The organism is Corynebacterium sp. ACRQK, from assembly GCF_022345965.1.
Classification (GTDB): Bacteria; Actinomycetota; Actinomycetes; order Mycobacteriales; family Mycobacteriaceae; genus Corynebacterium.
Genome location: NZ_JAKRMU010000004.1, coordinates 166706 through 188662, shown reverse-complemented (window position 1 = coordinate 188662; position 21957 = coordinate 166706). Strand labels below are relative to the sequence as shown.

Genomic DNA, 21957 nt, shown 5'->3' with positions numbered 1-21957 from the left:
GTTGCCTTTCTAAGAGGAGGGAGGACAAAAGGATTTGGTATGGGGGCTATGCCTCGGCTGCTGCGATGATCTTGTCGGCGATCTTCTCGGCAGCGTCCCTGTGGCCTGCGGCCAGCGTTGCCAGGCTAGCGGCGTGCCAGCGGGTTTCGTCGCGCAGCAACGGGATGACTTCCTGGGAAACGCGGTGACCAGTGAGCTCGGCATCCTTGATGATCACCCCGCCACCGGCGTGGGTGATCGGGCGGGCATTGAGCTCCTGCTCGCCGTTGCCGTGCGGCAGCGGCACGTAGATACCTGGCAGGCCGACGGCGGAGATCTCGGCAACGGTCATTGCGCCCGAGCGGCACAGGATCGCATCCGCGGCGGCGAGAGCCAGGTCCATGCGCTCGATGTACGGCACTGCTACGTACGGGGGCTTGCCTTCCTGTACTTCTGCGGGTAGCTCAATTTCGTTCTTCTTGCCGTATGCGTGTAACACCCCGATGCCGGCGTCCTGCAGTGTCTTCGCTGCATCCACCACGGCGTTGTTGATGCTGCGTGCGCCCTGGGAACCACCGGTCACCAGCAGCAGCGGGGCCTCCGGATCCACGCCGAAGAACTCGCGGGCCTCCGCGCGCAGGGCCTTGCGATCCATTTTCAGCACGGATTCGCGCACGGGGATGCCCACAATCTCGGCGTCCAGGCCGGAATCCTCGACTGCGGCCAGGCCGGTACCGCCCAGCTTCACGCCCAGCTTGTTGGCCACGCCCGCGCGGGCATTGGCCTCGTGGACGAAGAAGGGAATCTTGAGGGAGCGTGCGGCCAGGTAGGCCGGGGCGGAAACGTAGCCGCCGAAGCCGATAACCACGTCGGCTTCCACCTCGCGCAGTACCCGCTTCGTCTCCTTCAGAGCCTTGCGCAGGCGCAGCGGCAGCGTAGCTAGGTCCTTGTTCACTTTGCGCGGCACCGGCACCGGCGGGATCAACTCCAGGTCGAAACCGCGCGCCGGCACCAGGGTGGTCTCCAGGCCACGGGTAGTACCCAGCGCGGTGATGCGCGCGTCTGGGCGCTGCGCGCGAACTGCCTCTGCCACGGCCATGGCGGGTTCAATGTGCCCGGCCGTTCCGCCGCCGGCAACGACGACTGATAGCTTCCGGTCGGCTTCTGGCTTCGGGTTCACTTTGGCTAGCGCCTCCTGTGTCGGTTATCGATAGTTCTGCGAGTCTTGCGGGCCCGTGGCCGCTCCGCCTCGTCCGCCCGGTGGCGGCTACGCGGGATCGGCTTTGGTGTCGCGGTGGGCGGCAGGTCTTGTCTTCGCACTCCATCGTAGCCACGCAGGCGCGACTCGCCGCCGACGCGACGGATAGACTGCTCCACCCGGTCGCGTTCGCGGCGCACGTCCTGGCTCCCCCGGCCAGCGCTCGCCCGCTGCCGGGTAACCGGCTCGCCGTAGCTATAGGCCGTCTCGCGGCGCTCGTTCCGGCGCTGCTCACCCGCCTTGTAGCCCTGCGGTTCCGGCAGCAAGAGGATGCGGTCGATGAGCGGGCGCCCTTCGTGCTGCATGGAGGAAACCGTCTCCGGCTCGTTGCGGGCACAGTTGCACAGCAGCCCCATGGAAATGAGGGTGATGATCGCCGACGAACCACCAGCGGAGATCAGCGGCAGCTGGATACCCGTCACCGGCAGCAGGCCCACAACATAGCCCATGTTGAAGAACGCCTGCACGGTGATACCGATGGTCAGCGTTGCAGCCAGCAGCCTGAGGAAAGGATCCTTCTGCGCCAGGGCCGTGCGGATGCCAAACCAGGCGAGCACTCCAAACAGAATCACGACGATAGACGCGCCGAGCAGACCCAGCTCCTCGCCCACGATGGCAAAGATGAAGTCGTTCTTCGCTTCCGGCAAATAGAACCACTTCGCACGAGACTGCCCCAGCCCGGCACCGAAAACCCCACCATCGGATAGGGACAAGATGCCCTGGTGGGACTGGTAGGCCGCACCCCGAGTCGTCGACTCTCCGAAATTCAGCGTCAGGGCGTCCTTCCACGTCGTAATACGCGCACCGCGGAAGCTCTGACGGGTAATCGCGAACACGCCCAGCACCGCGACTATGCCCAGCACCGTGGCGATGACCTGGCGACCAACGCCGGCAAAGAAGAATAGGCCGGCGACCACGATGCCCACAGAGAACATCATGCCGAGGTCCTTTTGCAGAAGCACCAACAGCAAGATCGCAAAACTCACGGCCATGAAGGCGCCGAGGGTGGTGTTGAGGCGCTGTGTGGCACGCGCCCTGTAGGAGACAGTGGCTGCTCCCCACACCGCCAGCGCCAGCTTCGCCACCTCGGAGGGCTGCACGCCGATGGGGCCAATGCGGATCCACGAGTTCGAACCGACCTCTTCGCCACCGGTACCAACACCAGGGATCAAAACTGCTATCAGCATCGCAATCGCAATTACCAGCAGCCACGGGGAATACTTGCGGATCGTCTCCGGGCGCATCCGCAGCGCCACCCACATCGTCACCAGACCGATGAACACAACCACGGCCTGCTTGATGAACTCGCCGAACACATTCGCGCCGCTGGCGTAGGAGGTCACCATCGACGACGACAGCACCATGACTAGCCCCAATACAGTCAGGCACGCCGTGACGACCAGCAACACCTTGTAGTTCAGCTGCGGGGTAGCCAGCTGTGCGGTGAACTTGCTGTGTAGGGATGCTAGGCCGCGCTCGGCGCCAGACTCCTGGTTCGCGGGCTTGCGCTCCGGCTCGAGCCGCTCACTGTGCGGGCGGCTCTCCCCTGTGCCGGGGATGCGCCGACGCTTCGAATTGGACGTCGGAGTGGACATCGCGCGCCTATCCCCTTTCCTGTGTTTCTTGAGTTTCTTGGGTCCCTTGGTTCCCTTGACCCGTTTGTTCGACCGTATCGGCCCCAGCATATGCCACCGCATACTGGGCGAACAGGTCGCCACGCTGGCTCATGCCGGTGTACATATCCAGCGATGCTGCCGCCGGGGCCAGCACCACGCTGTCGCCGGGTTGCGCCAACCCGTGGGCGGCGCGGGCGACGGCACGCATCGCTTCTTCTGGATCGGTGGCGTCAACAACGGTGACCGGCAGGTCGGGCAGCTGCCGCGACACCTCCGCGACGAGCTCCGCGCGATCCACGCCAAGGGCCACCACTGCCTTGAGGGCACCGCCGATCGCCCGGATTAGCCCGTCGACCGCCGCCCCCTTCAGCTGTCCGCCGGCGACCCAGATCACGTTGCGCTGGCCACGCAGCGCGGCTTCGGCGGCGTGTGGGTTGGTGGCCTTCGAGTTATCGATCCAGGTAACGCCTCCGTGTTCCAGCACAACCTGCCCACGGTGCGCCTGCACCTTGAATCCGGACAGCGCGGTTTCGATAGCCGCCGGTGCCACGCCCACCGCACGCGCCATTGCAGCACTCGCCGCGGCATCGGCAAGGCCTGCGGGCCCGGGAGGGCTAATCCCCTGCGCCGTGGCGAGGTCCGTGGTTTGGCTCGGGTCGCCAATGACGACCTCGATCAGCCGCCCGTCGCGCACCCCGACTACTCGTTGCGTGTTTCGTGACGCCACCTTCTCAGGGTCGTAAATCGTGTACCCACGGCGCGCCATAACCTGGCGGGCGCGTGCAGTGGCGACAACGTCTGAGTCATCCAGAGCCAGGACGGACTCCTCAGCGGTCAAGACTTGCGCCTTGTCTGCACAATAGTTTTCGTAGTTGCCGTGCCAATCCAGGTGGTCTTCGGCGAGGTTCAGAATGCAGCCGACGGCGGGCTCGAACATGGGCGCCCAGTGCAGCTGAAAGCTGGACACCTCGGCGACGAAGACATCAGAGCGGGGTTCGCCACGGTGCTGGGCGGCCAGAGCGGCGGATGGGGCGATGCCAATGTTGCCCACGGCCAAGGCAGCGCGCCCGTCGGCGATCAGCATGGAGGTCAGCATCGCCGTGGTGGTGGTCTTACCGTTCGTTCCCGTCACCGCCAGCCACGTGCGGGGCTCACCAAAGGCCCCGGCCTGGTCGGCCAGCCAGGCAGCGGCAATATCCCCGATCACGGGTATGCCCAGCTCGGCAGCGCGGGCCAGCAATGGGGACTCGGGCTTCCAGCCCGGCGAGGTCACGACGAGTCGCGGAGCCAGGTCGTCGAGGGTCTCGATCGCCTCGGACACGCTGAGTAGCCGCAGCTCTGTATCCCCATCATCAGCAATGTCGCCAAATGCCTGCGCATTGTCGTCTGCGACCAGAACCGACCGGGCGCCGAGGGCGCAGAGCATGGAGATCACGCCCCGCCCGGCCACGCCCGCGCCCGCGACCAGAACGGTCTGGGTGCGCATGGTCTCTAGGGCGTCTGCGGGTTGAAGTGCGTGTGTCGATTCCACGGCTTGGTTGTCCTTACATTGCTAGCGAATTGTGGGTGTGTGGGCCTGCGGGTAGAGATCCTAGAAGCTGGCGCCGTTGAGCCACTCCGCGTAGAAGATGGCGAAGCCGGACATCGCCGCCAGCGCGGCGAGCAGCCAGAAGCGGATGACGACGGTGGTCTCCGCCCATCCCTTGTTCTCGAAGTGGTGGTGGATCGGTGCCATGCGGAACACGCGCTTGCCGGTGGCCTTGAAGGAGATCACTTGGATAACCACGGAGGCGGCCTCGATGACGAAGATGATGCCGACCAAGATCATCAGCAGCTCGGTCTGCGTCGTGATGGACAGGCCGGCCACTAGGCCACCCAGAGCCAGCGAGCCGGTATCGCCCATGAAGATCTTCGCCGGGGCAGCGTTCCACCACAGGAAGCCCAGGCAGGCGCCCAGTCCAGCGGAGGCGAGCATCGACAGGTCCAACGGATCGCGCACCGCATAGCAGGCCGTCTGCGCGCTAACGGCACAGGAGTTACGGAACTGCCAGAAGGTAATCAGCACGTAGGTGCCCATCACGATCGCGGTCACGCCACTTGCCAGGCCATCCAGGCCGTCGGTCAGGTTCACTGCGTTAGACCAGGCGGAAATGACCACGTAGATGAAGATCAAAAACAGAACCATGCCCACGATGGTCGGCCCGAGGGCGATGTCGAACGTCGCAATATCGCGGACGAACGACAGGTGCGTGGAGCCCGGGGTCAGCCCGTGGGAGTTCGGGAACTGCAGAATCAGCAGACCAAAGACAATCGCGGTAACCAGCTGCCCGACGAGCTTTGCCTTCGCGTTTAGGCCTAGGTTCCGACCCTTAACCAGTTTGATGTAGTCATCGGCGAAGCCCAGTCCACCCAGGGCCAAGGTCAGTCCCAGCACCAGCCAGCCGCTAACACCCGGCCCGGCGCCGGTAGTTACGAGCCCCACCAGCACGGCCACCAGGTATCCGAACACGATGCCCGCCAACACGGCGAGGCCGCCCATAGTGGGGGTGCCGCGCTTCTTGAAGTGCGACTTCGGCCCTTCCTCGCGGATCTCCTGGCCCAGTCCTTCGGCGGAGAACCAACGAATCAGTACCGGGGTCAGCAGTACGGACACAAGGAAAGCAACCGCACCTGCGATAAAAATTTGCAACATGGGGTTTTAAGCTCCTTGGTCCTCGCCGATGAGCAGTCCTTCTGCTACCGCCCATAGTCCGTCCGAATACGATGCCTTGATCAGCACCACATCCTGCGGGTTCAAACTCATGTCTAAGTAATTCACCGCACCGTCGATGTTCTCGACAACCTGCGTTTCCACTCCGCTCTCCCGGGCAGCCTCGGCCAGTGCGCGCTGGTTCACCCCGTTGCCCACGATGACCGCGTGGTCGATACGCCGTTGCGCCAGCACGTGGCCGAGTTCGGCGTGCTCTTCGCTCGCGTCCTCGCCCAGCTCGCCCATCTGCCCCAGCACAGCCCAGCTATCTGCGTCGCGGCGCCCCTTGGCTGTGTAGGCCAGCGCGTCGATTCCCGCGCGCATTGATTCGGGGTTGGCGTTGTAGGAGTCGTTGATGATGGTCACCCCGTCGGATTCGCGGGTGCGCACGTCCATGCGGTTCACGCTGGCGGCGACGTGAGAGCTCAGCAGGGATGCAACCTTGGCGGCGTCAATACCCAACTCGATACCAACCGCCGCGGCGGCGAGCGCGTTCGAGACCTGGTGGGCGCCGAAGACCGAAAGCTCCACGCGCACCGGCTGCCCTGCCGGGTGGTGCAGCATAAAGCTGGCGCGGGCCACGGCATCGAGTTCGATGTCGGTGGCGTAGTAATCCGCCGGAACACCTGCGGCTCCCGTCGCGCCCTCCGTGGAGAAGCGCACGACGCGCGCCGCGGTGCGCTTATCCATCGCCGCGACCTTGTCGTCGTCTGCGTTTAGCACGGCCAGGCCCCCATCGGCGGCAGCCGGCAGAGCCTCCACCAGCTCGCCCTTCGCCTGCGCGATGGCCTGGCGGGAACCGAACTCGCCCAAGTGTGCGCTGCCGACATTCAGTACCACGCCCACGCGCGGTGGGGTGACGGTCGTCAGGTGCTGGATGTGGCCCACGCCGCGGGCGGACATCTCACTGACGAGGAAGCGGGTGTCGCGGCCGGCGCGCAGGGCGGTGTACGGCAGGCCGATCTCGTTGTTGAAGCTGCCGGGCGGGGCCACGGTCTCCCCCGCCTCGCGCAGCACCGCGCCGATCAGATCCTTCGTGGAGGTCTTGCCCGCGGAGCCGGTCACGCCGACGACGACCATGCCCTCCTCGGCGGCCAACACGTCGGTGTTGTGGCGCGCGAGCTTATCCACGGCGGCCAGCACCGCGGCGCCGTGGCCTTCCACGTCGAATTCGAAGGCGGTGGCGTTGGAGGTCTGCTCGTTGACCTCCACCGGAGCGGCCAGTAGCGCGGGCTGCTCCACCGGGCGGCCGACGATCAGCAGGGCGGCGCCGTTCTGCAGTGCGGCGTCGGCGAAGTCGTGCCCGTCGGCGCGGGCTCCGGGCAGAGCCATGAAGATCGCGCCCGGGGTGATTTTGCGCGAGTCGAACTCCGCCGGGCCGGTTACTACGGCCTGCGGGTCCACTTCGTTAATCAGCGTGCTGCCCGTTACCTCGGCGATCTTCTGGGTCGTTAATTCAATCATCGCTTCTGCCTACCTTCACCATTATCTGCCTCACGCTCTTGCCGCACCCGGTTCTTCAGGGCCGCTGTAAGCTCCTCCACATCGTCGAAGGGGTGCATCGTACCGGCCACCAGCTGGCCCTTTTCGTGTCCCTTGCCGGCCACAACCACCGCGTCTCCGGGGCGTGCCCAAGCCACAGCTGCGCCGATTGCCTCTGCACGGTCGGGCACGATCTCGCACACGGTCTGGCTGCTTGCTCGTTGTTCTTGTTCCTTCTTTTGGACGCCCTCTCGCGCCCCCGCGTAAATAGCCTCCCTGATCGCGGAAGGTTCCTCATCCCGGGGGTTGTCGTCCGTAACGAACACCGCATCCGCCAGCTCCGCGGCGATGCGTCCCATGATCGCGCGCTTGTCGTGGTCGCGGTTTCCGCCGGCCCCGAGGACAATTCCGATGCGGGCTTCCGGGTCCGGCAGGTAGTCGTGCAAGCTGCCCAACACGGCCTGGACCGCGCCCGGCTTGTGCGCGTAATCAACCATCGCCAGGAAGTCCTGGCCTTCCTCAACCAGCTGCATGCGGCCGGGCACCTGCACGTCCGTCAGAGCCTTCACCGCTGCGTTGTCGCTAGTCAGCGAGTCTCCCGTGGCGGCCTCGATACAGGCAAGGGCCACCAAGCTGTTGGCCTGGTTAAAGGAGCCCGCCATGCCGATGCTGTAATCCAGCTCGCGTGGATCGGCGCCGCCCGCGATAGAAAGGTGAATGTGCTGACGGCCGCTGGGAGCCACTTCAGCAGAGGTAATGGACCAAACCGGACCAGTGGTTTCGGCCGCATGGTCGCCTCCCTGCGGGTACAGAGTCACGGTCGGCGAGTGCTTCGCGGCGATCGCACGCATGCGCTCGCCCCACTCGTCCTCGCAGCAGATCACAGCGGTGCCCGGAACGGCCCCATCCTCTACGCTCTCGAACAGCAGTGCCTTTGCCTGGAAGTAGTCCTCCATCGTCGGGTGGAAATCCAGGTGATCCTGGCTCAGGTTCGTAAACGCCACCACGTCGAAGTGCACGCCGCGCACGCGACCCAGCTGCAGGGCGTGGCTGGATACTTCCATCACCAGATGTGTGGTGCCTTCGGCCACCATGCGTGCCAGCAGGGCCTGCAGGGTGGGAGCCTCCGGAGTGGTCAGCGAGGTCGGAATCGGCTGGCCATTGATACGAGTGCCGGTGGTACCGATCAGCCCCACCTGCAGTCCGGAGTCCAGCAGAGCCTTCTCCACCAAGTAGCTGGTGGTGGTCTTGCCGGATGTGCCGGTGATGCCAATGGTCTTCAGCTGGCGGGCCGGGTGGCCGTACGCCTCCGCAGACACCGGCCCCATCCACTCGCGAACGTCGTCGACGACGATGCACGGTAGCGGCGTAGGGGCGTCATCAATAATGCGCTGACCTGCGGCGTCGGTAAGAACGGCGGCGGCCTTGCTATCCGCGGCGAAGGTTGCGCCGTGAACCTTCTGTCCCGGTACGGCGCAGAACAGGCCACCCGGTTGCACATCTTGGGAGCCGATCGCGGCCGAGGTGACCTCCACTCCCTCCCAGGAGCCGGTGAGGGTTCCTCCGCAGATTTCGGCGAGCTGTTTCAGCGATGTCATTGTTTTGCCTCCAGCATCAGCTTTGGTCCTGCTTCCTTGGACAGCGGCACGTTGTAGTGGTCGAGCATCCACGCCATGATGTCGTGGAAAAGGGGCGCCGCACTGCCACCCGCGCCCCCGTCGGTGCCACGCTCGGGGTCGTCCAGCATGATGCCCACCACGAAACGGGGCTTATCCGCGGGTGCGATACCGGCGAAGTTGATCCAGTACTTGGAGTTCGAATAGGCACCAGTATCCGGATCGACTTGCTGGGCCGTGCCCGTCTTGCCGGAAACCTGGTAGCCGTCGATGGCGGCCGGCGCACCAGAGCCCTGCTGCACACCGGTTTCGTCCTTCTGCGTCACCGCACGGAACATGTCTACGGTCGTGCGGGCGGTCTCCGGGGAGACCACGCGAGTCTCCTTCGCCGGGTCGGAAGCCAGCTCTGCACCGTCGGAAGATTTGATCTTATTGATAAGCCGGGGCTCCACACGCACGCCATCGTTGGCCAGTGCCTGGTAGATACTGGTCATCTGCAGCAGGCTCATGGACATACCCTGGCCGATAGGCAGGTTGGCGAAGGTACCGCCGGACCACTGGTTCAGCTCCGGCATGTAGCCGGCAACTTCGTACGGCAACCCCACGCCCGCAGTCTGGCCCACACCGAACTTGCGGAAGTAGTCGTACATCTTGTCCTCGCCCACACGCTCGGCGAGCATCAGGGTGCCGACGTTCGAGGACTTACCGAAGATGCCGGTGGTGGTGTACGGGACCTCGCCGTGATCCCACGCGTCCTTCACGGTCACGCCGGACATGTCGATGCTGCCGGGAACCTTGAGCACCTCATCCGGGGTGGTCTTGCCCTCTTGAATGGCTGCGGCGGCGGTCATGATCTTGGCCACAGAGCCCGGCTCGAAGGAATCGGCAGTGGCGCGGTCGCCGAAGACCTTCTTGCGCTTCAGCTGCTTTTCAATGTCCCCATTCGGGTCGATGGAATCGCTAGAGCCCATGGCGATGATCTCGCCGGTCTTCGAATCCAGTACGACGGCCGAGGTGGACTTGGCGCCCGACTTCTCCCGCGCCTGTTGCAATGCCTGCTGCACATAAGTCTGCGCATCTAGGTCGATGGTCAGTTCGTAGGAGTCACCGTCGACGGCTGGGTGCACGTCGCGGGTGGAGCCAGGGATCAGGTAGCCATCGCCGGCAATGTCCACGGTGCGGGAACCGTTAATGCCCTGCAGGCGGGCATCCTGCGACAGCTCCAGGCCGAACTGCCCCTGGTTGTCGGTACTGATCTTTCCGATCATGTTCTGCGCCACCGCACCGTTGGGGTATTGGCGCAGATCTTGGCGCTCGGCAGTGATCTCGGGGAACTCCTCGGCAACCTTCTCGGCAACGTCCGGGTCGACGTTGCGCACCAGCACCTCGTAATCCCTATCGCTGGTCAGCTTGTCGCGGATATCATCTTCGTCGATATCGTCGCCTTCTTTATTGATCATCTCGGGAAGGCGCTTGGCGATGTCTTCGAGGCGCTGTTTGGGCTCGGGTACGCCTTCGGGGTCTAGTTCATGACGCTCCTGCATGAACCCCTCGAGCTTTTTCGGATGTACAGAGAGGCTGCGTGCGTCCATGGTGTAGGCCAAAATCTGGCCATTGCGATCCGTAATGCCGCCGCGCAGAGCCGGTTCGGTAATCACTGAGGCACGCTGCAGCTGCGCTTGGGTAGAAAGCGACGGGCTGGCGACCAGCTGCACCCAAACCAGGCGCAGCATCAGGGCGAGAACCGTCAGGAAGATGACTAGGAATACTAGACGAACTCGCTTGCTAAAACGCGCGAAGGAGGTATCCAGGATCAACCACGAGTTAGAGTCAACCGTCCGCGGGGGGCGGCGGTCGTTGGGTGTGGACACGTGGTTGCCCTCCTTTCTATTCACTCTTGGTTATTGTCCCCGCAAATACGAAAACAAGCCGGGGTTGGACCCGGCGTGTCTGAAGTTTTCGGTTCGCTGTCCGGTGATCTAGCGGGGCGCCGGAGCCGGAACCTCCGCCGCGGGTGCTGGAGCGGGGGCAGGTGCCGGAGCTGGAGCCGGGGCGGGCGCAGGGGCCTGGCCTGCCGGGCCGCCGGAGTACGGCAGACCCCCGTTGCCCTGCGGGTTGTTGTCGGGGCCACTGGCGTTTACATCCGGAGCGCGATCACCCGCGACGATCGGGTTGTTCGGGTGCAATCCTTCGACTCGGTCGGTCTTGTCCGGATCACTGGTAGCACCGCGACGCTTGGCATTGCCGTTCACGTCGACGACTTCCTTGCCATCTTCAGCGTTAGCCGGGCGGGTTTCCTTAATCTTGCCGTCGCGATCCTCCAAAATGCCAGGCTGCTTCGGGGTAACCATTCCCATCTCGCTGGCTTCCTTAGCAATGTTGGCGGAGGACTTCGCGTTGGCGACGTCGCGGTTCAGGCTTTCGATCTCGTTTTCCAAAGTGATGCTGCGCGACCGCGCATCGGCGATCTGGAAGGACTGCTTGGTTGTCGCGGCGGACAGCGCCATGACAGACACCACACCGAGGATAAAGACAGTAACCGCCAGCACGATGCGGCGGGTGAGCTTCGGGTTACCGCGCTCCAGGGCAATGATGCGCCGCCCGCGAACCGAGACCTGCTGGCGCGACCCCGTCCGACTGCCACCGAAGCGGCGAGTGCTACGCCCCAGGTTGCTGGTGCGGCGGACATCCCAGTCACTTCCGCGGCGGGTCGGCTCGGCGGTGCGCTGACTAGAGCGCGCCGGGCGGGCTTTGACGCGTGAGCGGTCGGCAACACCGCGACCGGCTACGGTGGTGCGGTCGCGGTCGGTGCGCTGGCCTCGGGTGCGGATGGTGCCTGGTGCTGTCATGTGATTCCTTCCGAAGTTTCGGAGGTTCGGGTTTGTTTCTATCAGTAGTGCTTGGGTGTTTTGTCTAGCTAACTGGGCGTGTCCAGCGGAAATGTTGTTTTCCCTCTGTCGCTGACCCTGCTGTAGGCCCTCACCCTCACGGGGGCGGCTCGGGAGTTCTGTTCGATCTCCGCCTCGCTGGCCTTCTCTGCCCCACGGGTTTTGAGCTCGAACTCGGCTTCCATTCCAGGCAGCTCCATCGGCAGCCTCGGCGGGGTCTTCGAGGTGCTGAGCCGCACCAATGCCTTCTTGACGATCTTGTCTTCCAGCGACTGGTAGCTCATGAACACACCCACTGCACCGACATGCAGCCAGCGGGAGATCTCCGGGATCAGGTTCTCCAACGCCTCGAGCTCCGCGTTCACTTCGACACGCAGCGCCTGGAATGTTCGCTTCGCCGGGTGTCCGCCGGTGCGGCGCGATGCCGCCGGGATGGTTGCGTACAGCAGTTCCACCAGCCGTGCGGAGTTCTCGAAGGGCTGCTTCTCGCGCTCGCGGACGACAGCGGAGGCGATCTTGCCGGCGAAACGCTCGTCGCCATAGGTCTTCAGAATCCGCGCGATCTCGCCGTGGCTGTAGGTATTGAGAATGTCGGCGGCGGTCAGCGGGCTGCTGGGATCCATGCGCATATCCAGCGGCGCATCTACCGCGTAGGCGAAGCCGCGTTCCGGTTGGTCCAGCTGCATGGAGGACACCCCGAGGTCAAACAGGAACCCGGAAATGCCAAGTTCTCGCACGCTGGTCGGGAGCTTGCCCTCCTCCATCAGATCTTCCAGCGCTTCGGTTATTCCGTCGAAGCGAGTCTGGTAGGAAACAAAGCGGTCCCCGAAACGCGCCAGGCGCTCATTGGCCTCCGCCAGCGCGTTGGGGTCACGATCTAGGCCGACGACGGTTGCGTGGGGAAAGGCATCCAAAAAGGCCTCGCTGTGGCCACCTGCGCCGAGGGTGCCATCGACGATAACAGGGTTAGCCGGCGCATTTTCGCTGTCCACGCCCAGCCCCACGAGTTCGACCATGCGGTCGCGCATGACTGGGGTGTGGCCGTGCTCTTCACGCTGCTCGGCACCGCGCTCTTCGTTCATCGATGTTCCCTCCTTTCCTCACTGCGTTTCCTGGGTTTCTTCGAACCTGCTTTAGATCCCTTATCTGGGACTCCATTTAGTTCATGTGCCACATAGATACTTATGTGACTCAAAAGCTAAAGGAGTGCGTACAGGGCCTCACCTGCGTGGGTGTGGGCTTGACATTGGGGAAGTACGTCAAGATTCCGCGTCGTCCACGCAGGTAAGGGCCTGCGCACACTCCGTTTTCACTATGAATTTGTCCTATCTGGTGAATTTGTCTTACCTGGTCAGGTGCTAAGGCCTACGGGACCTACAGGAAGGTCGCCAACACTTCATCGTCACCATCCGAGAAATCCTCTTCGTGCTCCGCGCTGTACTCGGCCCAGCTTTCGGCGTCCCAGATCTCAATGAAGTCGACGTTGCCGATAACCACGCATTCCTTCGACAGTCCCGCGTAGTCCCGGTGCATCGCCGAGACCGAGATGCGCCCCTGCGAATCGAGACTTTGCTCGTCGGCGCTGGCCGCCAGGTTGCGCACAAAGGCGCGAGCTTTCGGGTTTGTGCGCGAGGCTTCAGCCACCTTCTTCGCCCGCACCAGAAAATCTGCCTTGGGGTAGACAGCCAGACTGCGATCCTGTCCCTTCACGACCATCAGGCCTTCACCGAGCCCTTCCCGAAACTTTGCCGGCAGGGTCAGCCGACCCTTGTCGTCCAGCTTCGGCGTAAAGGTGCCGAAAAACATGCATCGGCCCCTTTCCGTTGGAAGATCTCTTGTTTTCTATCGCCGTATGTGTCGTAGGTGGTGGGCGCTTTGTCGCCCTGACCAGTAGTTTCGCTATGAAGTTTGGAGTTGTTGGCACAGCTTTGTTCCAACGAGCCCCACTTTACCCCACTCTCCCCCACAAACTCCACAACACGAGGTGTTTTTATGTACCTTTTCTCAATATTTTTCACATCAACAACGCTCAAGCTGCACTTTACCCCCTTGCCCCCTCGCCGTTTCGCGTACCCCTGGTCGCCCTTCTTTCTTTATGACGCCACCGTTCCCCCACCCCTTACTCTCAGCTAGCTGAGATGTTTGCGCAGGTAGACACCCGATATCCACCCCGCCACCGACGCTTTGGTACAACCTTCCGCAGCACCAGAGGAGGAAAATGGGGTTGGGGTGGGGCGAAGTGGGGAACCCATACCTCGCCGCTAGCTTCGGCTAGAGACGACAAAACCACCGTCCTCCATGCATGGAGGACGGTGGTTTCTAAAGCTCGATCTAGCTTGTGTGTTTTTGATCTAGCGCTCGAAGCGGCGACGGAAGCTATCTTCCATCTTGTCACCGATACCACCGGAGTGACCCGAACCGGCTCCCTTCGTAGCGCGGAGCTTGCCGCCCTTGGAAGACTTGGAGCGCTTGATTGCTGCGGTCTCCGGATCATCATTGGACTGGAACGCCAGAAGGCCACCGCCGAACATGATCAGGAATCCGAACACACTCAGCGCCACGAACCACAGCGATAGCTGGGCTGCAGCTATGCCGCCAACCATTACGGCAAGCCCCAGGACAATGAGCGCAATTGAGCGGATATTGAAGTTAACCGTCTGCTCGCCGCTATTGGAAGCCCGCTTGGCCAAGCGTGGATCCTCGGCGATCAACGCCCGTTCGATCTCCGCGAGCATCCTCTGCTCTTGCTCCGATAGAGCCATCGCGACCTCCCAATTATTTGCGGCTACCTTTCCTAACGCTTAAGGCGCGAAGAAAGTTTCCAGCCCGGGCGAGCTCCGCCCACTTCTCACTCACCCACCCTACATCAACCTGCGATTTTCAAACAACGCCCGCATTCTTTCCTAAGCAACCTCCGGCAGGTAATTCACCGCCCCGCGGGCAAGATCCACTAGTTCGCAGGCATCGCGATAGATCGTGCCGCGCGCATTCTCAGGCAGCCCCCGGTTGAGCCCCAGCCCCGCCCTGCTTGCTGCCCGTGCGTGTACTTCAAAAGTCTCTGCCCACTCTTCCAAGTCGGGGCGCAAAACTCGCAGCTTGGCCCACGCGCTCCCGGAGGGGCGGCGCTTTCGGGTTGCCATCTCCCATTCAATCAACGCACCCGCCGCCCGCAGGGCAGCTCGGTAGGCAAAGACGATTGCCTCGGGCTCACGCAGCTCGGACCGAGACAATTCCAACTGGCGCTCTGCCTCGTCCAGGAACCCCCGCGCCCCGCGGCTACGACTGTAACGGGTATGCGCCCTCAGTTGCTGTGGTTGTGCCGACATAATCTCGTCCCCTCTTCCTTTGAGACCTATCGCCTGAGACTTATTGCCTTGACTATTAGTCCTCACTCTAGGAAGCACCTCAGACATCTCATCAAGACCACGATACTAAATAGAACCCTTGTTCGATATATTATTTTTTGTGGCATTCCTTCTCCATCACATCCCCTGGCGGTGGCACTATTGAACCCATGCCCCAGGACACGCCCCATACAGTTCCCGCCACCAATTCCCCTCTCCGCGTGTCCGTGGTTCCCGCCACTAATCGCCACTTCATCACCCGGCTCGACGAGCTCATCGATATTCACCTGGCAGCCATGGACTATCCGAACGAGACGCACTCGCAGCGCAAGTCCCTATGGTTCTACAACGGTTCCCAGCCCGACTTCACGTGCAGCATAGCTCTGCTCCACCGCGCGGAGGAACAGCCGGATCCGGGCAACCCCCGCCAACGTTGCGTAGGCATCGGCTTTACCTTCCGCGGCTCCCCCAACACCTGGTGGTATCGCCAAGTAGCCCGCGGCCTTGTACTTAACGGACACTGCCGCGCGGAAGCCAGCCGGATACTGCATGCCTACGCCGAACTCTCCGAAATACATGTGCTCCCACCGGCGCAGGGTGAGGGCGTCGGCACCACAATCCTGAACGACCTGCTAGAGCGAACACCTCAGAACACAGTGATGCTTTCCACGCCCGAGGTGGAAGGCGAGGCTAACGCGGCCTGGCAGCTGTACCGCAAGGCCGGGTTTACGGATGTGCTGCGGAATTTTAAGTTCCCGGCGGACCCCCGGCCGTTCGGGATCCTGCAGCGCACGCGCAGCTAACACACCAATCCTGGCAGCTAACGCACCATGTCGTGCCCCAACCCCGGCCCCCATGCCGGAGCCATGCCTAGGTTATGCAGGACCTCCTGGGTGGCGCGCACGTTGTTCATCGTCATGAAGTGCAGGTCCGGAACCCCCTCGGCGATGAGGCGTTCGGCCATCTCGGTTGTTACCTCAATGCCGACCTCGCGGATGGCATCGCGGTTGGCCACCTCGTCTCCGGCTGCGGCATCCAGCAGACGCTTCTCCAACTTCGGCGGCAGCGCGGCTCCGGCCAGCTCCATCTGACGGTGCACGCTCCGCAGCGAGGTAATCGGCATCAGCCCCGGGATGATCGGCTTCTGGCCGTGCTCCGGATCCGCCTTCGCCAGGCGATCGCGCAGGCGCAGGTAGTGATCCACGTCGAAGAACATCTGCGTAATCGAGTACTGCGCCCCGGCGCGCAGCTTGGCCAGGGTGTATTCCGTGTCCTGCTCCAAAGAGCCCGTGCGGTAATGACCTTCGGGAAAGCTGGCGATGCCGATGTCGAAGTCGGCGCATTCGGGCATGTCGCGGATCATTTCGATCAGCTCGCTGGCGTAGTTCAAGCCACCGGGGGTGGGCACCCATTCGGCGTTCGGATCCCCCGGCGGGTCGCCGCGCAGCGCCAGCAGGTTCGTCAGCCCCAGCGAGGCATAGGTGCGCAGCATGTCTTGCAGCTCTTCCTTAGTGTGCTGCACCAGGGTCATGTGCACCAGGGTTGTTAGCGGCTTCGTGCCCAGGCGTTCGGCGACACGCAGGGTGCGTTCGCGCGTGCTGCCGCCAGCTCCGTAAGTCACCGAGGCGAAGCTCACGCCGAGGTCGTGGAATGCCTCGGCTGCGTTCCACAGGCGCTCTTCGGCCGCATCGTCGCGCGGCGGCATGAACTCCACGGAGAACGGCACACGCCCCGGAGTGTAGAGCGAAAGGGACTGGGATACGGCAACCTGCCTGCGGATACTAGCCATACCCAAAGATCATATAGACAGAGCTGTCCATTTCAAGGCTTTGGCCTACATTCGGCATTTTCTCTGCGCGCGGTCACCCCCGCGGGCTGTCCGTGCGTTGCCCCGTGCCGCCCGCCTGCCACGGTGGCGTCACCCCAGCACTACCGTTGTTCGCACTTGTCGCGCTAGCCCTTAGAATAGAGAGCCATGAGTACCGATGAGCTGGCCGCGCACCCCTGGCACCTCGATTCCCCGCTGTCCGCAGTTCCGACCGCCGTCGATGCCCAACTAAAGGAGTACCTGAGCCGCTCCCAGGAGGAGTTCTCCCATATCGGCTCCCTCGTCGGCGGCGCTATCACGGTGCTACGCGACTTTATCGTCAATGGAGGCAAGCGCGTCCGCCCGACCTTCGCTTGGGCCGGCATCCGCGCGGCGCTCGAAGGCGGCGGCGGGTCGCCGGATGCTCTTTGGGGAAAGGGAGGTGACGCCACGTCGTCCTCCACCGCAGATTTCAATCAAGGCGCCATACTGAATGCGCTGTCTGCCTTCGAGTTCATCCAGGCCTGCGCCCTCATCCACGACGACATCATCGACCACTCCGATACCCGGCGCGGCTTCCCCACCGCCCACCGCACTTTCGAATCGAAGCACCGCGAACGCGGCTGGCTTGGCTCCTCCGAGCACTATGGGGTCAGCCAGGCAATCCTCATCGGCGACCTCGCCTTCGCTTGGGCGGATGACCTGTACAACGGCTCAGGGTTGAGCACCACAGCGCTACAGCGTGCACGCCCGGCCTGGCGGGCCATGCGCACCGAGGTGATCGCCGGCCAGATCCTGGACATCGCCCTGGAAGCCAACGGCAGCGAGGACGTTGCGGATTCCTTTGCCGTAATCAAATACAAGACTGCCTCCTACACTGTCGCCCGCCCACTGCACATTGGTGCCGCGCTGGCGGGTGCCAATGAACCGACTCAGACCTTGCTCCGCAACGTGGGTCAGGACATTGGCGAAGCCTTTCAGCTGCGCGACGATCAGCTGGGAGTATTCGGCGACCCGGAGGTCACCGGCAAGCCTTCCGGCGATGATCTGCGCACCGGCAAGCGCACTACCCTCATCAACGAGGCGTTGCAGCGGGGCGACGAATCCCAGGCCGCAGCCCTACGCGAGGGGCTGGGCAAGGGCGAAGAGTCCGCAGAGGCGGAGATCGAGCGCCTCCGCGACATCATCTACGACACTGGCGCGCAGGCCGAGGTGGAAACGCTGATCGAGGCGCGCACTCAGCGGGCCATCGAGTCCCTGCAAGCGGGTGGTCTGGGCGCCGACATCACTGCAGAGCTGACCCAGCTGGCGGAAGAACTAACGCACCGGAGGTTTTAAATGCAGCTATCCACCCGCTCTGCCGACGGTCGCCGTCACCTGAGCCTGCCGAGCCCCTTGGTACCCATGACGCGCCCCACGTTGCGCCAGCGCCTGCCCGGCAACGGCGAGCGCGTAGTTGTGATCGGCGCCGGTTTGGCCGGGCTGTCCGCCGCCCTGCGGTTGCGTTCCGCCGGGAGGGAAGTCACTGTCGTTGAGGCCGCCGACGCTGTAGGCGGCCGCTGCCGTAGCGAGCAGCTGACCAGCGCACACGGGAACTTCGTGGCCGATACCGGTGCCACCGTACTGACGATGCCCGGCCTAGTCGAATCCGCCGTGGCCTCCGTCGGCATCGACTTGCGCTCCGAGGGCGCTGCCAAGCAGCTGGGCCTAGAGCGCCCGTGGGCTCCCCGGCGCCTGGCTCCGGCCTATCACGCACAGTTCGCCAGCGGCCGCCATGCTGAAGTCTTCGCCGACCGCGATGCGATGGTGGCAGAGATCCGCCGCTTCGCGGATTCCAAGGGCTTGGATCGCGTTGCCACCGACGAGCTGGCCGCCGGTTATCTGACCCACCGCGAATGGTCGCAGAATGTCTTCAGCGCCAGCTTCGAGAACTTCCTAGCCGCCGACTTCGACGGTGCGCTGGATTTGCTGTCCACGCCCGCTGCGGCGTCCGACCTTGGCCACCTCGGCTCCCTCGGCGCCTTCGGCAGCCTCGGCAAGACCGCGGCACGGCACATCCCCGACGCAGAACTACAGCGGTTGTTTACCTTCCAGGCGCTGTATGCGGGTGTGGCGCCGAAGAATGCGCGTGCCGTCTACACCGTCATTTCGCACATGGATACCTCCATGGGCGTGTTCTACCCCGGCTTTTCCATGAGCGAGGTGCCGGAGGTCATGGCCGCGGCACTGCGGGCCGCCGGCGGGCGCATCATCACATCGGACGCGGTCGAGCACGTGGACTTCTCGGAGGACCTCATTACGGGCGTGCGCACCAGCTCCGGCGAATACATCGACTGCGACGCGGTCGTGGCCACCCCGGATCTGCCGGTGGTGGGCGAACTTCTCACCCGTTCCGGCCGGGAAAGCGCGCTAATTTCCCGTTCCTTCGCCCGCCGAGTGTGGCGCAAGGTCGCCCCGCTGCGCTGGTCCCCCTCTGCCGTGGTAATTCACGGCAGCATTCCAACGGAAGTGTCCGGCCGGTGGGAGTCGCAGCGCCACCACACCATCAGCTTCGGCGAGGCGTGGGACGAAACCTTCCGCGAGATCACCGCCCCGCACGGTCGTGGCAAGCTAATGAGCGACCCATCGTTGCTGCTTACTCGCCCAGCGCGTACCGTTGCCGACCGTACTTTCGGCGATGTTGTCGGGGATGACGCCACGTCTCCTACCGCCGGCACCTACGAACCGATGAGCATCCTCGCCCCGGCCCCAAACCTGCGTTCGGCGAATATCGACTGGGAGAACGTCACGGACCCGTACGTCCAGGAGCTTCTGGGGGTACTGGAGGCCCGCGGCTACACGGGCATTGCCGAGCACTTCCGCGCCGCCCGGGTGGATACCCCAGCCTCGTGGCAGGCCGACCACGGTTTCGGCGCGGGCAGCCCGTTCGCGTTGGCGCACTCCTTCACCCAGACCGGCCCTTTCCGGCCCCGCAATGCCCGCGCGTTTGGTGTGGATAACCTGGTGCTCGCCGGCTCCTCGACCACGCCAGGCGTAGGTGTGCCGACCGTCATCCTCTCCGGCGCTCTGGCCGCCCGCCGCATCACCGGCGGTGGTGTGTTATGACGGCCGCTACGGAAAGTTTTGGGGACAAGACTCGTTCCTGGCTGCAGTCGGTGGGCTACCGCCGCGCTGTCTGGCTGGGGCTAGTCGGCAGCATCGTCTTGACGATCACCTCCCACAGCGTCGGCGCCGTGCGCTCGCGCGGCGGCATCATGCAGGTCATCGGCCTGAGCTCCTTCACCTTTGGCCACGCCGCAGGCATGGTGACGGTTGTAATGTGGTTCGCCCTGGCGGCGATGGTGCTCAGTTGGATTATCGTCGGGCGGCACATCCTCGTACACGGTGAGCCGCTGCGGCGCTCCGTCATCGCCGCCTGGATCGGACCATTGGTTCTAGCCGGGCCGCTGATGTCAAGGGATATTTACTCCTACCTCATGCAAGGCACCCTCGCCCGCGATGGCTTCAATGCCTATGAGGTCGGCGCTGCGGCCAACCCCGGCCCCCTGCTGTTCGAGGTCAGCGCCGACTGGCGAAACACCACCACACCCTATGGCCCGCTGCACATGGGAGTGGGGCATGCCGTCACTTCCATCACCGGCGACAACATCACCGCTGGCACCCTCGCCTTTAAGTTGCTCTCCATCGCATCCGTGCTGGTAATGGCCTGGGCGGTAGCGAAACTCGCTACGCATCTGGGCATCCGGCCTGACGTGGCCGTCTGGCTGGGAGTGTTCAACCCACTGAGTGTGCTGCACTTGGTGGGCGGCATGCACACCGAGAGCATGATGATGGCGCTGGTGCTTCTCGGCTGCCTGTGTGCGGTGAAGCTATCGCCGGTTCGGGGTGGTCTGGCCGCATCGGCTCTGATCGGGGTGGCGACTGCGCTGAAGGCCACGGCGTTTATCGCCCTGCCTTTCGTCGTGTGGATCATGGTTGCACGACTGGCAGGCCCGCTCCCCTACTCGGAAGGAAAGGCCCGCTGGCTGCGCCTTGCCGATACGTGGCGCCGCTTCGGCACACTGGTGTGGACTGGCCTGGTCAGTGTGCTGACCTGTGTTGGTTTGCTGGCGCTCGTGACCGTCCTGACCAATCAGACGTGGGGCTGGGTAACGGAGGTCACCGGCAACTCCAAGGTCATCAATCCCCTGGCGCTGCCGTCCTTCCTCGCATCCTCGGTAGAGCCGGTGCTGTCGCGTATCAACGACGACCTGACTTTCAACGTGCTGGTGGATGCAATCCGTCCGGTCAGCAGCGCCCTGATGATCCTCGGGCTGGTTGCCACCTGGTGGCTGTTCCGCCACGACGAGCGCACTGCGTTTACCGGCATGGCCGTCGCCTACGCGATCACCTGTGTGCTCAACACCGTGACGCTGCCGTGGTACTACACCGCACCCCTAGCGCTGGTGGTACTAGCCAGCCAATCGCGCATGGTCTTTTACCTCACCAGTGTGTTCTGCATGTGGGTTACCTTCATGTTCGACGGTGGCGGCAACAACCGCTTGTACGCCCTGTGGTGGGTACTCGGCTTCGCTGTGATCTTCGCCTGGGTGGTCCAGGCATGTCTGGAATTCCCACGCCGCCACCAGCAGGGGCAGCAGGACCAGCAGAGCCAGCAGCAGGTGCAGTGGGCTATAGAATTGCCATCGCCTGCGCCCGACGCATCACCTCGCGGGCGAGATGACCGTGCAGGGCGTCCACTGGGCGCCCCGGCAGAGAGTCATCTTCAGTAAAGAGGTAATCCAGAATCTCCGCGTCGGAGTAGCCACCGTCGCTAAGCAGGGCGATCGCCCCGGGGACAAAGCGGTTCAGCTGCCCGTCCTCGTCCAGGAAGCGGGCAGGCACGTGCCGCACGCGGTCGAGCTCGACGGCCAGCAGCTGCTTCTTGCCCAGCATGTCCATGACCTTGGTGACGACCAAGTTCATTCGCTCCGCTACTTCTGGTAGGGTCAAAACCTCTTCACCAGCGGGAACTCCGCTCACCGACTCCGCGAGTACGCACCCCTGCCCCTCCTCGCCAGAGCGTGCGCCAGAGTGTGTAAAGGTGCCGTGATCTTCTGCGTGCTTGTTTTCTTTACTCACGGTGGCCACTGTAGCGCGTGGGCGTCAATAAGAGTCAATAGGAAACGAGTAGGGCGCGCACCAGGCTAAACGTATAATGACACGAGTACCACTAGAA

18 protein-coding genes are annotated in these 21957 nt (G+C 63.6%); 4 read left to right on the top strand and 14 right to left on the bottom strand.

Features of this window, described 5'->3' with window-relative positions; all coding sequences use genetic code 11:
• Window positions 1-46 precede the first annotated feature (46 nt).
• The 12 genes from murG to MHX63_RS06215 form a co-directional block, all read right to left on the bottom strand.
• Window positions 47-1159, bottom strand: coding sequence for an undecaprenyldiphospho-muramoylpentapeptide beta-N-acetylglucosaminyltransferase (gene murG, locus MHX63_RS06270; protein ID WP_239387727.1), 1113 nt, complete (start codon window positions 1157-1159; stop codon window positions 47-49).
• 5 nt (window positions 1160-1164) lie between these two features.
• Complete coding sequence (gene ftsW, locus MHX63_RS06265; protein WP_239387726.1) at window positions 1165-2832, bottom strand: putative lipid II flippase FtsW; 1668 nt, start codon at window positions 2830-2832, stop codon at window positions 1165-1167.
• A gap of 7 nt (window positions 2833-2839) precedes the next feature.
• Window positions 2840-4384, bottom strand: coding sequence for a UDP-N-acetylmuramoyl-L-alanine--D-glutamate ligase (murD, locus tag MHX63_RS06260; protein WP_370644017.1), 1545 nt, complete (start codon window positions 4382-4384; stop codon window positions 2840-2842).
• 60 nt (window positions 4385-4444) lie between these two features.
• The gene (gene mraY, locus MHX63_RS06255) at window positions 4445-5545 is read right to left on the bottom strand and encodes a phospho-N-acetylmuramoyl-pentapeptide-transferase (RefSeq protein ID WP_239387725.1); all 1101 of its coding nucleotides are present in this window, start codon (window positions 5543-5545) and stop codon (window positions 4445-4447) included.
• Window positions 5546-5551: 6 nt separating this feature from the next.
• Window positions 5552-7066 carry a UDP-N-acetylmuramoyl-tripeptide--D-alanyl-D-alanine ligase gene (gene murF, locus MHX63_RS06250; protein ID WP_239387724.1) on the bottom strand — a complete coding sequence of 505 codons (1515 nt, stop codon included), beginning with the start codon at window positions 7064-7066 and terminating at the stop codon, window positions 5552-5554.
• The gene (locus MHX63_RS06245; RefSeq protein WP_239387723.1) at window positions 7063-8682 is read right to left on the bottom strand and encodes a UDP-N-acetylmuramoyl-L-alanyl-D-glutamate--2,6-diaminopimelate ligase; all 1620 of its coding nucleotides are present in this window, start codon (window positions 8680-8682) and stop codon (window positions 7063-7065) included. Before MHX63_RS06245 ends, murF begins: the two co-directional genes overlap by 4 nt.
• A complete protein-coding gene (locus MHX63_RS06240) occupies window positions 8679-10571 on the bottom strand; it encodes a penicillin-binding protein 2 (RefSeq protein ID WP_239387722.1) in 1893 nt (630 codons plus the stop codon). Before MHX63_RS06240 ends, MHX63_RS06245 begins: the two co-directional genes overlap by 4 nt.
• Window positions 10572-10679: 108 nt before the next feature.
• Window positions 10680-11549, bottom strand: a complete 870-nt coding sequence (locus MHX63_RS06235; protein ID WP_239387721.1) for a hypothetical protein — start codon at window positions 11547-11549, stop codon at window positions 10680-10682.
• A gap of 68 nt (window positions 11550-11617) precedes the next feature.
• Window positions 11618-12670: a 16S rRNA (cytosine(1402)-N(4))-methyltransferase RsmH gene (rsmH, locus tag MHX63_RS06230; protein WP_239387720.1), complete on the bottom strand. Its 1053-nt coding sequence runs from the start codon at window positions 12668-12670 to the stop codon at window positions 11618-11620.
• Window positions 12671-12962: 292 nt separating this feature from the next.
• On the bottom strand, window positions 12963-13394 hold the full coding sequence (gene mraZ / locus MHX63_RS06225; RefSeq protein ID WP_239387719.1) for a division/cell wall cluster transcriptional repressor MraZ: 432 nt from the start codon (window positions 13392-13394) through the stop codon (window positions 12963-12965).
• Window positions 13395-13939: 545 nt separating this feature from the next.
• Window positions 13940-14350, bottom strand: coding sequence for a DUF3040 domain-containing protein (locus MHX63_RS06220; RefSeq protein WP_239387718.1), 411 nt, complete (start codon window positions 14348-14350; stop codon window positions 13940-13942).
• Between the two features lie 141 nt (window positions 14351-14491).
• A complete protein-coding gene (locus tag MHX63_RS06215; RefSeq protein WP_239387717.1) occupies window positions 14492-14914 on the bottom strand; it encodes an SAV_6107 family HEPN domain-containing protein in 423 nt (140 codons plus the stop codon).
• A 188-nt stretch (window positions 14915-15102) separates the two neighbouring features.
• Here MHX63_RS06215 and MHX63_RS06210 point away from each other — a divergent pair, with 188 nt between their 5' ends.
• Window positions 15103-15735, top strand: a complete 633-nt coding sequence (locus MHX63_RS06210) for an N-acetyltransferase (protein WP_239387716.1) — start codon at window positions 15103-15105, stop codon at window positions 15733-15735.
• Window positions 15736-15752: 17 nt separating this feature from the next.
• Here MHX63_RS06210 and metF read toward each other — a convergent pair whose 3' ends face one another.
• The gene (gene metF / locus MHX63_RS06205; protein WP_239387715.1) at window positions 15753-16721 is read right to left on the bottom strand and encodes a methylenetetrahydrofolate reductase [NAD(P)H]; all 969 of its coding nucleotides are present in this window, start codon (window positions 16719-16721) and stop codon (window positions 15753-15755) included.
• Between the two features lie 186 nt (window positions 16722-16907).
• Here metF and MHX63_RS06200 point away from each other — a divergent pair, with 186 nt between their 5' ends.
• From MHX63_RS06200 to MHX63_RS06190, 3 genes are read left to right on the top strand one after another with little or no spacing between them, the layout of a single operon-like run.
• Entirely contained in the window at window positions 16908-18077 is a 1170-nt protein-coding gene (locus MHX63_RS06200) for a polyprenyl synthetase family protein (RefSeq protein WP_239387714.1), read from the top strand.
• Entirely contained in the window at window positions 18078-19844 is a 1767-nt protein-coding gene (gene crtI / locus MHX63_RS06195; protein ID WP_239387713.1) for a phytoene desaturase family protein, read from the top strand. It abuts the gene before it with no gap.
• Window positions 19841-21511: an alpha-(1->6)-mannopyranosyltransferase A gene (locus MHX63_RS06190; RefSeq protein ID WP_239387712.1), complete on the top strand. Its 1671-nt coding sequence runs from the start codon at window positions 19841-19843 to the stop codon at window positions 21509-21511. Before crtI ends, MHX63_RS06190 begins: the two co-directional genes overlap by 4 nt.
• Here MHX63_RS06190 and MHX63_RS06185 read toward each other — a convergent pair.
• A complete protein-coding gene (locus MHX63_RS06185) occupies window positions 21411-21761 on the bottom strand; it encodes an Rv2175c family DNA-binding protein (RefSeq protein WP_239387796.1) in 351 nt (116 codons plus the stop codon). The two genes, MHX63_RS06190 and MHX63_RS06185, sit on opposite strands and share 101 nt — an antisense overlap.
• Window positions 21762-21957: the final 196 nt, after the last annotated feature.

Excerpts from the sequence above, each read along its gene's own strand:
- ftsW (WP_239387726.1), bottom strand. The coding sequence starts at position 2,832 with ATGTCCACTCCGACGTCCAATTCGAAGCGTCGGCGCATCCCCGGCACA.
- mraY (WP_239387725.1), bottom strand. The coding sequence starts at position 5,545 with ATGTTGCAAATTTTTATCGCAGGTGCGGTTGCTTTCCTTGTGTCCGTA.
- murF (WP_239387724.1), bottom strand. The coding sequence starts at position 7,066 with ATGATTGAATTAACGACCCAGAAGATCGCCGAGGTAACGGGCAGCACG.
- MHX63_RS06245 (WP_239387723.1), bottom strand. The coding sequence starts at position 8,682 with ATGACATCGCTGAAACAGCTCGCCGAAATCTGCGGAGGAACCCTCACC.
- MHX63_RS06235 (WP_239387721.1), bottom strand. The coding sequence starts at position 11,549 with ATGACAGCACCAGGCACCATCCGCACCCGAGGCCAGCGCACCGACCGC.
- rsmH (WP_239387720.1), bottom strand. The coding sequence starts at position 12,670 with ATGAACGAAGAGCGCGGTGCCGAGCAGCGTGAAGAGCACGGCCACACC.
- mraZ (WP_239387719.1), bottom strand. The coding sequence starts at position 13,394 with ATGTTTTTCGGCACCTTTACGCCGAAGCTGGACGACAAGGGTCGGCTG.
- MHX63_RS06220 (WP_239387718.1), bottom strand. The coding sequence starts at position 14,350 with ATGGCTCTATCGGAGCAAGAGCAGAGGATGCTCGCGGAGATCGAACGG.
- MHX63_RS06215 (WP_239387717.1), bottom strand. The coding sequence starts at position 14,914 with ATGTCGGCACAACCACAGCAACTGAGGGCGCATACCCGTTACAGTCGT.
- MHX63_RS06210 (WP_239387716.1), top strand. The coding sequence starts at position 15,103 with ATGCCCCAGGACACGCCCCATACAGTTCCCGCCACCAATTCCCCTCTC.
- metF (WP_239387715.1), bottom strand. The coding sequence starts at position 16,721 with ATGGCTAGTATCCGCAGGCAGGTTGCCGTATCCCAGTCCCTTTCGCTC.
- MHX63_RS06200 (WP_239387714.1), top strand. The coding sequence starts at position 16,908 with ATGAGTACCGATGAGCTGGCCGCGCACCCCTGGCACCTCGATTCCCCG.
- crtI (WP_239387713.1), top strand. The coding sequence starts at position 18,078 with ATGCAGCTATCCACCCGCTCTGCCGACGGTCGCCGTCACCTGAGCCTG.
- MHX63_RS06190 (WP_239387712.1), top strand. The coding sequence starts at position 19,841 with ATGACGGCCGCTACGGAAAGTTTTGGGGACAAGACTCGTTCCTGGCTG.